Raw genomic sequence first — 12,707 nt, forward strand, 5'->3', positions numbered from 1 at the left:
GCGCTTGCTCATTGGCGTGACAGGAGACTTTACGGTGGGTCAACGACACCACGCGGCACGAGTCGATCGCCACGGAAAAGCCACGATTCGGTCCGCCGAACAGGTACGGACCGTCGCGGCCCTCGCGCTCGGCACGGCGGCGGCGTACGCCGCCTGGCTTGCAGCCGATCGCCTCGCTCTGGGCCATCGGTTGGATGCCGCGGCCGTTGCGGCCGCTTGTGTCGTTTTCGCTTACGGCGTGCATGCGCATTGGCGCATCGGAATCGAACGCGCTCGCGCACAAAAAGACGCGATCGAAAAGGAACTGGCGCAAGCGGCCCTGCAGGAGTCCAAGCAGATGCTCGAGGCGGTCATCGACAGCGTGCCGCAGCGAATCTTTTGGAAGGACGTCAATTCCCGCTATTTGGGCGGCAATCGCGCGTTCGCGCAGGATGCGGCCATCGAGCACCGCGCCGCGATCGCAGGACTCACCGACGAGGATATGCCTTGGCGTAGCACGGCGGCCGAGGCGCGCCGTCGCGATCGGGAACTCGTCGAAAGCGGCAAACCCCTGCACTACGAGGAAATGGTGCCGACCGCCCGCGGCGAGCTGCGCTGGCTGCATACCTCGAAGGCACCGATCAGAAGCGCCGACGGCACGGTGATCGGCGTGCTCGGCAGCTACGAGGACGTGACCGAACTCGTGCAATCGCGCGAGCTGCTGAATCGGCAAGCCAACGTCGATTCGCTGACGATGCTGCCGAACCGCAACCGTTTCACCGAAAGGCTCGAACAGGCGATTCGCGACGCGCAGACGGCCGGTACGCGCGTCGCACTCGTCTTCATGGATATCGATCACTTCAAGGATGTCAATGACAGCCTTGGCCACGGTGTAGGCGACCGCCTGTTGCAGGAGATCGGTGCACGGCTGTCCGCATCCACGGAGCAAACGGATACGGTCGCGCGCTACGGCGGCGACGAGTTTGTGATCATCGTGCTCGAAGGTGGCGTCGACGATCGGCTGAGCGAAGTGCTCGCGCGTGTCTCGCAGGCTTTCGCACAGCCCGTGCTTGTCGACGATACCGAGTTCCATTTGGAAGCGAGTATCGGCATTGCATGTTTCCCGAGCGACGGCGCCGATGCGGAAACCTTGCTGCGGCGCGCCGATCTGGCGATGAACCGCGCGAAATCGAACGGCCGCAACGGTGTACAGCGCTTTACGGCGGAGCTCGGCCGGCAGGCCGATCAGCGGCTCGCGCTGTCGCGGCGCATGCGTGTGGCACTCGCGAACGGCGAATTCCGTCTTGCCTACCAGCCGCAAGTCGACGTGCAGATGAATCGCGTGACGGGTGTCGAAGCGCTGTTGCGCTGGGACGATTCCGAGCTCGGCCCAGTGAGTCCAGCGACCTTCATCCCGATCGCCGAAGAAAACGGCCTCATCGTCGCGATCGGCGAATGGGTCATGCAGCAGGCCTGTTTTCAGGCGCAGACGTGGCAAGCGACGCTGCCGGGCCTGCGCATGTCGGTCAACCTTTCGCCCCGTCAATTCGCGCGCGGCGATATCGTGCGCGTCGTTCAGCGGGCGCTTTCGCGCGCCCAGCTCTCGCCGCAACTGCTCGAGGTCGAAATCACCGAAAGCGCGTTGCTCAATCTCGGCTCGCTGGAAGTGTTGCGCGCCTTGCGCGCGATGGATATCGACATCGCCATCGACGATTTCGGCACCGGCTACTCGAGCCTGTCGTATCTGCGGCGTTTTCGCGCCGAGCGCCTCAAGCTCGATATGTCGTTCGTGCGCGGCATCGGCGTGCATCGGGAGGACGAAGTCATTACGCGCGCCATCTTGTCGCTCGGGCGCGCGCTCGGTTTCAGCGTCGTCGCGGAGGGCGTCGAAACCGACATGCAGCTCGCCTTCTTGCGCCGCCACGGTTGCAACGTCGTGCAAGGATATCGATTCGCCCGTCCGATGCCGGCCGCGCAAGCGCACGCGTTCATTCAGCGCTTCAATCAAGGTGTTCTCGCTCTGGAATGAGCGAATCCATGCGCTGTCATTGAATTCACGAAAACCGTTCGATTGCGGCTCTCGCCTGCGTGAGCGATTACAATCCCACGTTTCGGCGCGGCGGACCGCCCGCGCCGCGGGTCATGAATCGAGGAATCCAGTCAGATGAGGGCCACTTCGGGCGATCTCGTGCTCGTCACCGGGGCATCGGGCTTTGTCGGCTCGGCTGTCGCGCGCGCGGCAATCGAGCGCGGCTTCAAAGTACGTGTACTCGTGCGTGCAACCAGTCCGCGCAAAAACCTTGAAACGCTCGATGCCGAAGTCGTCATAGGCGATATGCGCGACGAGGCATCGATGCGCGCGGCACTTAGCGGCGTGCGGTATCTGTTTCACGTAGCGGCCGATTATCGCCTTTGGGCACCGGACCCCGACGAGATCGAACGCGCGAACCTCGAGGGCACCGAGGCGACGATGCGTGCCGCGCTTGCCTCGGGTGTCGAGCGTATCGTCTATACGAGCAGCGTTGCCACGTTGAAAGTGACGCGCGAAGGATGCATCGCCGATGAAACGGCGCCGCTGCGCGCTAACGAAGCCATCGGCGTCTACAAGCGCAGCAAGGTCCTCGCCGAACGCGCCGTCGAACGCATGATCGCAGCCGAACGTTTGCCGGCCGTCATCGTCAATCCGTCCACGCCGATCGGTCCGCGCGATGTACGGCCGACTCCGACGGGACGCATCATCGTTGAGGCGGCGCTCGGCAAGATTCCCGCATTCGTCGACACGGGGCTGAACCTCGTGCATGTCGACGATGTAGCCACGGGACATCTGCTCGCGCTCGAACACGGGCGCGTTGGGGAGCGTTATATTCTCGGCGGCGAGAATCTGCCGCTTCAGCAAATGCTCGCAGATATCGCCGCACGCACAGGGCGAAAGCCGCCCACGATCAGTCTGCCGCGTTGGCCGCTCTACCCGCTCGCGTTCGGCGCCGAATGTGTCGCGAAACTCACGCGCCGCGAACCGTTCGTGACCATCGACGGCCTGAAAATGGCTAAAAACAAGATGTATTTCACGTCCGCGAAGGCCGAACGGGAGCTTGGCTACCGCGCGCGCCCATATCGCGAGGGCCTCTACGACGCGCTGGACTGGTTCCGCGCGGCGGGCTATCTCCGCACGTAGGGCAGCGGTGGCACGCCGCGCGTTGCGTGCATTTTGTTACAACGTCGATATCGGGCGATGCGGAGATACGCGTAGCGAGCCGGTAAAATCGCGAGTTCTTTCCGGACTATGCCGCGCATGAACCTTCAAGAACAGATCGGCGCACTCGAAGTGCGCGTCGATCAGATCAACGAGCTCAACCGGCTCGCACAAGCCGCGCTCGCCGCCGCAACGCCCGAGCCCGCGACCGCCCCCGCTTCGGAGCCCGATTCAGACGAAAAGCCCGCACTGCACGTGAGCCGGCCGTCGCAAAACGCGCTGACGCTCGCTATCGGCGCTCACTCGGTGACATTGCAGCCCGAGCAAATCGGGCAGCTCATCGAAGAGCTCGCGAACGCTCGCGCCTCGATGTCGCCGGAGCCCCCGATGGCAATCCCGCCGGGGTGGCGTTTCGCATCGACAAAGAATCCCGTCATGGCCGTGCAAAAACAGCCGAACGGCGACCGCCTGCTCGTGGCGCGCCACACCGGCCATGGGTGGGTGCCGTTCACGTTTTCGCCGGACGTCGTCGTTCAGCTCTATATGATGTTGTCGCAGTAAGCGGCCGCGCGTTGCGCCGGCTGGGGTGAACGGTCCCTCAGCGGTCTTGCGCTGGCGCCTGCACGCGCGCCTTCCACTGACCGCCCTGACCGCGCCAATAGCGCACGGCCGAGGCAAGCGTTGCACCTACATAAAAAAGTGCGACGAGCGGCAACGCCGGCGCCCAATAAGGCGAGCGGCCGTAGTAACGCAGCATCGGCGCATAGGCGCAGCACATCGCGGCCCACGCGAGCCATGCCGGCCAGTCGGGCGCACCGCGCACGAGCGCGATGACGGGCGGAGCGAGATAGATCAGAGCCATCCCCACCAATGTGCCGGCCAGCAGCCACGGCGAATAACGTAGTTGCGTGAATGCCGTGCGCGCGATCATGTTCCAGATTTCGCGCGGGCTATCGTAAGGCCGAAGCGACACGCTTCGCGCCGCCACGTCGAGCCGGACCGGATGCCTGCCGCTGCCACGATGCTTGATCCGGGCGGCCAGACTGCAATCGTCGATGAGCTCCGCGCGAATCGACTCGATGCCCCCCGCCTCTTCCAGCGCATCGCGCCTGACGAGCATGCAGCCTCCGGCCGCCGCCGCGGTCTTGTTGCGCGGATCGTTGACCCAGGCGAACGGGTAGAGCTTTGCGAAGAAAAAGACGAATGCCGGAATCAGCGCCTTCTCCCAGAACGAATCGCACCGCAGGCGAACCATCAACGAGACGAGATCGCGCCCTTCGATCGTTGCACGCGCAACCAGCTGGGCCACGGCATCGGGAGGGTGGCCGATGTCCGCATCGGTCAGCAGCAAATACTGCGCGGCAAGGCCCAGCGATTTGACGGCCGCAATGCCTTGCGACTGTGCCCACACCTTGCCCGACCATCCGGGCGGCAGGGCGGCCGCCTCGATGACCGTGAGCCGCTCGGGCCGCCCGAGCGCGAGCGCGGCGGCGCGTGCGGCGTCGGCCGTACCATCGGTACTGTGATCGTCGACGACGATGACATGAAAGTCCCCTGCGTACTCCTGCACCAGCAGTGTGCCGATAGCCTGTCCGATCACATCGGCCTCGTTGCGGGCCGGGACGATGGCCACCACAGCCGGCCATCCGGTCACGCCTTCGAGTTGGCCGACCGCCACGGGTGCCGCGGGGCGCGTGCGCCAGAAGCCGCCGCGTGCGAAAAGCAGGACACCCCAAATGACGAGAGAAACGACGGATACCGCGAAAAGCACTGCGTTCATGCTCTGCGCTCCAGCTTGCGAGCAACTATATTGATGGTGCGGGCCGGGGAATAGGTCATAGCGATCGAGTCAGCGAATTGTAAGTTTCTCGGCGAGGCTGCCTAGTTTACTGTGGTCGGCGCCTCGCTGCCGCGCGGCAGGCGGGGCGGGCTCCAATGGCGCGTCCGTACAACGCGGCCAAGCCAGCTTGGGAGCGTGCATTGGCCGAAACGCGTTAGAATGCGCGTTTTGATTCCTTTGCCGGCTATCACGCCCGCTTTCTAATAATTGGTTGGGTCCGGGCGATTGCGAGCCATGTCGTTGGCTTGGTTCGATACCCCGATTCAGTCGGAGTTCGCCAGAATATGCGAGTCATCCTTGCTCAACCGCGCGGCTTTTGCGCGGGAGTCGTCCGCGCAATCGAGATCGTCGATCGCGCGCTCCAGCGGCACGGTGCGCCCGTTTATGTGCGCCACGAGATCGTCCATAACCGGCACGTGGTGGAAAACCTGCGCAGCAAGGGTGCGCGTTTCGTCGAAGAACTCGATGAGGTGCCCCATGGCGCGGTGACCGTTTTCAGCGCGCACGGGGTGGCGCAGAAAGTGGAACACGATGCCGAAAGCCGCGGGCTCGACGTGCTCGATGCCACGTGCCCGCTCGTCACGAAGGTGCATGTCCAGGGGCGCCAGTATGTAGCCGCCGGGCGCACGCTGATCCTGATCGGCCATGCCGGACATCCCGAAGTCGAAGGCACGATCGGCCAGATTCCGGGCAAGGTGCTGCTCGTGCAGAGCGAAGCGGAAGTCGCCAAGCTCGAGCTGGCCAACGATACGCCGCTCGCGTATGTGACGCAGACGACGCTTTCGGTCGACGATACCCGCGGCATCATCGATGCCTTGATGCGCCGATTCACCGATATCGTCGGGCCCGACACGCGCGATATTTGCTATGCGACCCAAAACCGCCAGGCCGCGGTGCGGGAGCTCAGCGCGCATGTCGATGTTCTGTTGGTCGTGGGTGCGACCAACAGTTCGAACTCGAACCGCCTGCGCGAAATCGGCGCGGAGAGCGGCGTACCGAGCTATCTCGTGGCGGACGGCTCGGAAGTGAAGCCGGAATGGTTTGCCAATGCGCAAGCCGTCGGTATCACGGCGGGCGCTTCGGCGCCCGAGGAAATGGTCGAACATGTGATCGGCGCCTTGCGCGCGCTTGGCCCAGTCGAAGTATCGACGATGGCCGGCCGCGAGGAAAAAGTCGAATTCAAGCTGCCGTCGAAGCTCGCCGAGCCCGTCGCCGCACGTTAAGTTTAAGGAGGACGCCTTGTCGATCCCGCTTCTTCAGAAGGTCCGCGTGGGCGCTTATATCGCGCGCCAGCATTTCACGGGCAACAAACGCTACCCGCTCGCGCTGATGCTCGAGCCGCTGTTTCGCTGCAATCTCGCATGCAATGGCTGCGGCAAGATCGATTATCCCGATCCGATCCTGAATCAACGGCTGTCGGTCGAGGAATGCCTCGGCGCCGTCGACGAATGCGGCGCGCCGGTGGTCTCGATCGCAGGCGGAGAGCCGCTCCTGCATAAGGACATGCCCGAGATCGTCCGCGGCATCATCAAGCGCAAGAAGTTCGTCTATCTCTGTACCAACGCGCTGCTGATGGAAAAGAAGATGGACGATTACCAGCCGAGTCCGTACTTCGTCTGGTCCGTGCACCTCGACGGCGACAAGGCGATGCACGACCACTCGGTCTCGCAAGAAGGCGTGTACGACAAGGCCGTGGCTGCCATCCGCGAGGCCAAGCGCCGCGGCTTTCGCGTCAACATCAACTGCACGCTGTTCAACGACGCGCAACCTGAACGCGTGGCCGCGTTCTTCGATACGGTCGGCCCGATCGGTGTGGACGGCATCACGGTGTCGCCCGGTTACGCTTATGAGCGTGCGCCCGACCAGCAGCACTTTTTGAACCGCGACAAGACGAAGCAACTTTTCCGCGAGATCTTCAAGCGCGGCAGTCGCGGCAAGAACTGGTCGTTCAGCCAATCGGCGCTGTTCCTCGATTTCCTGGCCGGCAACCAGACCTATCACTGCACGCCCTGGGGCAACCCCGCGCGTACGGTATTCGGTTGGCAACGTCCGTGCTACCTCGTTGGCGAGGGGTATGCCAAGACGTTCAAGGAACTGATGGAAGAAACGGACTGGGACGCCTACGGCACCGGCAACTACGAGAAGTGCGCCGACTGCATGGTGCATAGCGGCTTCGAAGCGACAGCCGTCATGGACACAGTGGCACATCCGTTGAAGGCGTTGGGCGTCAGCTTGCGCGGGCCGAAGATCGAAGGTGCCTACGCGAAGGACATCCCGCTCGACAAGCAGCGTCCCGCCGAGTACGTGTTCTCGCGGCACGTCGAGATCAAGCTCGAGGAAATCGGTCGCACGGCGAGCGCGAAGAAGACACAGCGGACCGCTCCCGCGCATTGATCGTTTTCATGGCGCGGCGGTACGCGCGCCTTGAAAACGGCGTAGCGGTTCTATCATCGATAAAAACATAAGCCCCGCGCTCTTGTTGCTGAGCGCGGGGCTTATTGCATTTCACGGCCGAGACCTCGGCACACGGTGACGCTCGCGGCGGTGCCTTACCTAGCAGGAAACCGGCCGCCCGCCCCGCCGATCAACGACCGCGATACAGGTCGTCGATGCTCGATTGGCCCCGAGCAATCGAGCTGTGTACCCCGCCCGATTGTACGGTTACAGCCGTACCGCCAACGTCGCTCGAGCCTGCTGCTCGTTGTTCGACCGCCGCCGCTTGAACAGGCACGTCGGCGCGTGACGACGAATCGGCGATAACAGGCCGATAAAACGGTGCCGGGCCGAGGCCGCTTGCGAATGCGGGCGCTGCGAGTGCAGCCGACGTTGCGATCAAAAGACCTGCGATGAGTTTCGATTTCATGATGACCTCCGGTGCTTATCTGGTAACTGGAACGCGTCTCGGTTAGTTCGTTCGACGCGCTGGTTTCGATGTCGACAGGAGGCAGTGTAGGTTTGTGAGCGGCCCGGAAAAAGAGCCGAAAGTTGACAAGACTTTTTTCAAATCTCGAACAATCGTTGCCTATGCAGGTATCGATGCCGCCGCGCTGGCCGGCTCACAGAGCCGTGTATAGGCTTGGAACCGCGTTCTCAGCAACACTTCCCGGCCCCGGCCCCATATCGCGCGTTTTGCCGCTCCCGGAAAAACGCTTCGTAACTCATGACAGGCGCATCGGGATGCGTCGCGCGCATGTGATTCACATACGCGTCGTAATCGGGCAACCCGACCATCAGGCGCAGCGCCTGACCGAGATAACGGCCGGCGCTGCGCAGTTCGCTGAGATTGGAGAACATCGTTGTGCCCGAATCATTGCACGGCGGCGACGGTCTGCCCGACCTGGGGCGCCTGTTCGAACGGCGTCTCCGACGTGCTCGGCCGATCGTTGCGACGAGCGCGCATGATCGCGAGCACGCCGTACACCACCATGCTCAACACGACGACAACGAAAAGGGCAGACAACGTCGCGTCGATGTAGTCGTTGAAGATGACACGACGCATCTGCTCGATCGACTTTGCGGGTGCAAGCACCTTCCCCGCATCCGCCGATGCACCGAGCTTCGCCGCGTGAGCGAGGAAGCCGACCTTCGGATCGGCCGAGAAGATCTTCTGCCAGCCCGCCGTCAGGGTACAGACGAGCAGCCATGCCGTCGGCACGATCGTGACCCACGCATAACGCTCGCGCTTCATCTTGAACAGCACCACCGTCCCGAGCACCAGCGCGATCGCCGCGAGCATCTGATTCGACACACCGAAGAGCGGCCAAAGCGTATTGATTCCGCCGAGCGGATCGACCACGCCCTGATGGAGAAAGTAGCCCCACGCGGCCACGCATAGCGCCGTCGCCATCAAGTTGGCCGGCAGCGATTCCGTGCGCTTGAGCTCCGGATGGAACGAGCCCAGCAGATCCTGCAACATGAAGCGGCCCGCGCGCGTGCCCGCATCGACGGCCGTCAGAATGAAGAGCGCCTCGAAGAGAATCGCAAAGTGATACCAGAAGGCCATCATCGCGGGGCCACCGATCACGCGATGAAGAATCTGCGCCATGCCGACTGCGAGCGTCGGAGCACCACCCGCACGACCGACGATCGTGGTTTCGCCTACCGCGCGTGCCGTCTCCGTCAGCATATCGGGCGTCAGCATGAAGCCCCAATGCGTCACGGTCTGTGCGACCGCTTCAGGCGTCGTGCCGAGCAACGCTGCCGGCGCATTCATCGCAAAGTAGACGCCCGGCTCGATCACGCAGGCCGCTACGAGCGCCATGATCGCGACGAGCGATTCCATCAGCATCGCGCCGTAACCGATGAAGCGTGCATCCATTTCGTTTTCGAGCAGCTTCGGCGTAGTCCCCGACGCGATCAGCGCATGGAAGCCCGAAACGGCACCGCATGCAATCGTGATGAAGAGGAACGGGAACAGGTTGCCCGACCAGACGGGACCGGTGCCATCGACGAACTTGGTGATCGCCGGCATCTTCATTTCAGGTGCGACGATGAGAATCCCAATGGCGAGACCGAGAATGGTGCCGATCTTCAGAAACGTCGACAAATAATCGCGCGGCGCAAGCAGCAGCCACACGGGCAGGACCGACGAGACGAACCCATAGCCAATCAAGATCCACGTGAGCTGCGTACCGCTGAACGTGAACCACGCGGCGAGCGCCGGCGCGTCATGCACGTGCTGACCGAACGCGATCGATGCCATCAACAGCACGAAGCCGATGATCGAGACTTCGCCGATGCGGCCGGGCCGAATGAAGCGTGTGTAGACGCCCATGAACAACGCGATCGGAATGGTCGCGGCAACCGTGAACGTCCCCCACGGCGAGTTCGTGAGCGCCTTGACGACGATCAGTGCGAGCACGGCAAGGATGATGATCATGATCAGAAACGCGCCGAACAGCGCGATCACGCCTGGCACCGTTCCCAGTTCCATCTTCACGAGATCGCCGAGCGAGCGACCGTCCCGGCGCGTCGAGATGAAAAGCACGACGAAGTCCTGCACCGCGCCCGCAAAGACGACGCCCGCAAGCAGCCACAGCATCCCCGGCGTGTAGCCCATCTGTGCGGCGAGTACCGGTCCCACGAGCGGTCCGGCGCCGGCAATGGCGGCGAAGTGATGGCCGAACAGCACGAAGCGATGCGTAGGGACGTAATCGAGGCCGTCGTTGTGCTTGACGGCCGGCGTCATCCGGCGCCCGTCGAGCTGCAATACGCGGCTCGCAATGAAATGGCTGTAGAAGCGGTAAGCGATCAGATAAACGCAGACCGCCGCGATGACGACCCAGAGCGCGCTGACGCGTTCGCCATGCGCGAGTGCAATGGTGCCGAATGCGTACGCGCCCGCCAGGGCCAGCAGTGCCCAGAGCGCAACGCGCCCTAGCCGATTCGTAGGATTCAAGATTGTCTCCTTCTCCGTCGATTCTTATGAAGTTCCGATCCTGCGACCGGCCCGCAGCGGTCAAGCGAGCAAGAGGCATGACGCACCGATGCGCGTGTAGTATTCAGATTCGCCCCGCCCCTCACAAGCGCACAACTACGTAACCGGGCTAAGTAGTAGTACGTAGCAACTTGCATGAGCGCCGCATGCGCGCGTGCCATCAACGTTTCAGCGATGAAGGTCAAAACCAAAATCTTTCTGCTGGCGATCGTGCCGTTTCTCGTTGCGATAGCGGGTATCGGCATCGGCGTCCGGTTGCAAGCGACAGCACTCGCGAAAGCGCAACACGCGACGGTCGAAGCGGCCTATATGTCGAGCAAGCAGACCGAGTTGCGGCACTACGTGGAACTCGCGACGAGCGCGATCGCGCCGCTCGACGAAGCCGTCGCTCAGGATCCGCGCGATGACGAGGCGCTGCGGCATCGCGCGCTGGCGGTACTGCAAAACATGGACTTCGGACCCGACGGCTATTTCTTCGTCTACGACATGGACGGCAATTCGCTGATGCATCCGCGCGAGCCCGATCTCGTCGGCCGCAATTTATGGGCGATGCGCGATCCGCAAGGCGCGTTGACCATCCAGGAACTCATCGCGGCCGCGAAGCACGGCGGCGGCTACGTGCGGTACGTCTGGCATCGGCCATCGACGAATCAGCTCGAACCGAAACTCGGCTATGTCGTCTTACTGCCGCGGTGGGGCTGGATGATCGGCACAGGCATCTATCTCGACGGCGTGACTGCCGCCCTCGCACGGATCGACGAAAGCGCATCGGCCAACATCCGGCGCACGATGATGTGGATCGGGGCCATCGCGTTGGCGGGTTTCATCGTCATTGCCGCATGCGCCGTGTTCGTCAACGTCACCGAATATCGCAGCGCCGACGCGAAGCTCAAGCGCCTCGCGCAGCAAGTCGTCGAATCGCAGGAACAAGAGCGCGCCCGGCTCTCGCGAGAATTGCACGACGGCATCAGTCAGAAGCTGGTCTCGGTGAAGCTGCTCGTCGAGTCGGCGCTCGCACGCCTCGAATCGGCTGGCCCGCAGCGCGTCGGCGCGCCCGATCCCCAGGCCCCGCTTGCCACGGGCCTCACGCGTCTCGCCGATGCGCTGCGCGAGGTACGCCACATCTCGCACGCGCTTCGGCCTGCCATGCTCGACGATCTCGGACTCGCGGCGGCGCTCGAGCAACTGACTCGCGAGCTCGGTGAAGAAGCGGGCATCGATATCGCTTTCGTTCGGACTACCGATGACGACGCGGCCCACGCTCGCCTGCTAGGGCTGTCGGAAGGAGTCAATACGGCATTGTTCAGAATCGCTCAGGAAGCGCTCGCCAATATCGTGCGGCACGCGCACGCCGCGCATGCGACACTCGCGCTCGATGTCTCCGAGCACGCCGTCGCCCTCTCGATCTCGGACGACGGCCGTGGCTTCGATATCGACCGCGTGCAGGCCGACGCACGCGGCGGCATCGGCCTGCGCAACATGCGCGAGCGGCTCGAGCCGCTCGGCGGCACGTTGACGCTCGCATCCGAGCCGGGCCGCACAGTCGTCACGGCACGCGTGCCGCTGCCGTCGAAAAAACGTGAATCCTCTTCCCTCGCCTCCCAGAGCCGCACTTCATGACCGCACCGCATCAGCCCATCGCCAATATCATTCTCGTCGACGATCATCCGCTCGTTCGCGACGGCCTGCGCCTGCGGCTCGAAGCAGTACCCGGCCTGCATGTCGTCGGCGAAGCCGGCAATGCGCAAGAAGCGCTCGCGCTGGCGGAAACGTTGAACCCGGATCTCGCATTGATGGATGTCGGCATGAATGGCATGAACGGCATCGTGCTCGCCGGCATCTTCCACGAGCGGTTTCCGGCGGTGCGCGTGCTGATGCTGTCGATGCACGACAACGTCGAGTACGTGACGCAGGCGGTGCGCGCCGGCGCAAGCGGCTATGTACTCAAGGATTCGCCCGCCACCGAGATCGTGCATGCGATCGAGGCCGTGCTGGGCAATCGCACGTTTTTCAGCGCGGGAGTTGCTGCTCGCATGATTCAAGCAAGCGCGCTGCAAACGCCGGTGGAGCGGCTCACTCCTCGCGAGCTGGAGATTCTCGACGCACTGGCAGAAGGTCTCGCGAGCAAGCAGATCGCGGAACGCTACGGTTTATCGGTCCGTACCGTGGAGACGCACCGCCTCAATCTCAAGCGCAAGCTCGAGATCGAGGGGCAAGCGGAATTGATCAAATTCGCGGTCGAGCGGCGTCGCCGCTGA

General features: G+C 63.3%; 11 protein-coding genes. 7 read left to right on the plus strand and 4 right to left on the minus strand.

The window, feature by feature from the left end; genetic code table 11:
- Nucleotides 1-34: 34 nt before the first annotated feature.
- The 3 genes from GWC77_RS21820 (at nucleotide 35) to GWC77_RS21830 (ending at nucleotide 3,733) form a co-directional block, all read left to right on the plus strand.
- Nucleotides 35-2,008, plus strand: a complete 1,974-nt coding sequence (locus GWC77_RS21820) for a bifunctional diguanylate cyclase/phosphodiesterase (protein WP_173260245.1) — start codon at nucleotides 35-37, stop codon at nucleotides 2,006-2,008.
- Between the two features lie 135 nt (nucleotides 2,009-2,143).
- Nucleotides 2,144-3,154 (plus strand): hopanoid-associated sugar epimerase, encoded by a 1,011-nt coding sequence (gene hpnA, locus GWC77_RS21825; protein ID WP_173260246.1) that lies wholly within the window; start codon nucleotides 2,144-2,146, stop codon nucleotides 3,152-3,154.
- Nucleotides 3,155-3,271: 117 nt separating this feature from the next.
- Nucleotides 3,272-3,733 (plus strand): hypothetical protein, encoded by a 462-nt coding sequence (locus tag GWC77_RS21830; RefSeq protein ID WP_173260247.1) that lies wholly within the window; start codon nucleotides 3,272-3,274, stop codon nucleotides 3,731-3,733.
- A 37-nt stretch (nucleotides 3,734-3,770) separates the two neighbouring features.
- Here GWC77_RS21830 and GWC77_RS21835 read toward each other — a convergent pair whose 3' ends face one another.
- Nucleotides 3,771-4,952 (minus strand): glycosyltransferase, encoded by a 1,182-nt coding sequence (locus GWC77_RS21835; RefSeq protein ID WP_173260248.1) that lies wholly within the window; start codon nucleotides 4,950-4,952, stop codon nucleotides 3,771-3,773.
- 344 nt (nucleotides 4,953-5,296) lie between these two features.
- Between GWC77_RS21835 and ispH the strand changes: the two genes are divergently transcribed.
- Both ispH and hpnH read left to right on the plus strand, forming a co-directional pair.
- Nucleotides 5,297-6,235: a 4-hydroxy-3-methylbut-2-enyl diphosphate reductase gene (gene ispH, locus GWC77_RS21840; RefSeq protein ID WP_173260249.1), complete on the plus strand. Its 939-nt coding sequence runs from the start codon at nucleotides 5,297-5,299 to the stop codon at nucleotides 6,233-6,235.
- Nucleotides 6,236-6,251: 16 nt separating this feature from the next.
- Nucleotides 6,252-7,406, plus strand: coding sequence for an adenosyl-hopene transferase HpnH (gene hpnH / locus GWC77_RS21845; protein WP_173260250.1), 1,155 nt, complete (start codon nucleotides 6,252-6,254; stop codon nucleotides 7,404-7,406).
- 190 nt (nucleotides 7,407-7,596) lie between these two features.
- On the opposite strand, the gene GWC77_RS21850 is transcribed toward hpnH, so the two are convergent.
- The 3 genes from GWC77_RS21850 to GWC77_RS21860 all read right to left on the minus strand — a co-directional run bounded on the left by GWC77_RS21850 (nucleotide 7,597) and on the right by GWC77_RS21860 (nucleotide 10,410).
- Complete coding sequence (locus GWC77_RS21850) at nucleotides 7,597-7,875, minus strand: hypothetical protein (RefSeq protein ID WP_173260251.1); 279 nt, start codon at nucleotides 7,873-7,875, stop codon at nucleotides 7,597-7,599.
- A 227-nt stretch (nucleotides 7,876-8,102) separates the two neighbouring features.
- Nucleotides 8,103-8,306: a YbdD/YjiX family protein gene (locus tag GWC77_RS21855; protein WP_173260252.1), complete on the minus strand. Its 204-nt coding sequence runs from the start codon at nucleotides 8,304-8,306 to the stop codon at nucleotides 8,103-8,105.
- Nucleotides 8,307-8,319: 13 nt separating this feature from the next.
- Entirely contained in the window at nucleotides 8,320-10,410 is a 2,091-nt protein-coding gene (locus GWC77_RS21860) for a carbon starvation CstA family protein (RefSeq protein ID WP_173260253.1), read from the minus strand.
- Between the two features lie 213 nt (nucleotides 10,411-10,623).
- Here GWC77_RS21860 and GWC77_RS21865 point away from each other — a divergent pair, with 213 nt between their 5' ends.
- Nucleotides 10,624-12,069 carry a cache domain-containing protein gene (locus GWC77_RS21865; protein WP_173260254.1) on the plus strand — a complete coding sequence of 482 codons (1,446 nt, stop codon included), beginning with the start codon at nucleotides 10,624-10,626 and terminating at the stop codon, nucleotides 12,067-12,069.
- Nucleotides 12,066-12,707, plus strand: a complete 642-nt coding sequence (locus GWC77_RS21870) for a response regulator transcription factor (RefSeq protein WP_173260255.1) — start codon at nucleotides 12,066-12,068, stop codon at nucleotides 12,705-12,707. The genes GWC77_RS21865 and GWC77_RS21870 overlap by 4 nt, the downstream gene beginning before the upstream one ends.

The organism is Paraburkholderia sp. NMBU_R16 (genome assembly GCF_013282575.1).
In the GTDB taxonomy this organism is placed as follows: domain Bacteria; phylum Pseudomonadota; class Gammaproteobacteria; order Burkholderiales; family Burkholderiaceae; genus Trinickia.

What these genes read in the sequence shown, in the direction of transcription:
- GWC77_RS21835 (WP_173260248.1), bottom strand. Translation starts at nt 4,952, where the DNA reads ATGAACGCAGTGCTTTTCGCGGTATCCGTCGTTTCTCTCGTCATTTGG.
- ispH (WP_173260249.1), top strand. Translation starts at nt 5,297, where the DNA reads ATGCGAGTCATCCTTGCTCAACCGCGCGGCTTTTGCGCGGGAGTCGTC.
- hpnA (WP_173260246.1), top strand. Translation starts at nt 2,144, where the DNA reads ATGAGGGCCACTTCGGGCGATCTCGTGCTCGTCACCGGGGCATCGGGC.
- GWC77_RS21855 (WP_173260252.1), bottom strand. Translation starts at nt 8,306, where the DNA reads ATGTTCTCCAATCTCAGCGAACTGCGCAGCGCCGGCCGTTATCTCGGT.
- GWC77_RS21870 (WP_173260255.1), top strand. Translation starts at nt 12,066, where the DNA reads ATGACCGCACCGCATCAGCCCATCGCCAATATCATTCTCGTCGACGAT.
- GWC77_RS21865 (WP_173260254.1), top strand. Translation starts at nt 10,624, where the DNA reads ATGAAGGTCAAAACCAAAATCTTTCTGCTGGCGATCGTGCCGTTTCTC.
- GWC77_RS21850 (WP_173260251.1), bottom strand. Translation starts at nt 7,875, where the DNA reads ATGAAATCGAAACTCATCGCAGGTCTTTTGATCGCAACGTCGGCTGCA.
- GWC77_RS21830 (WP_173260247.1), top strand. Translation starts at nt 3,272, where the DNA reads ATGAACCTTCAAGAACAGATCGGCGCACTCGAAGTGCGCGTCGATCAG.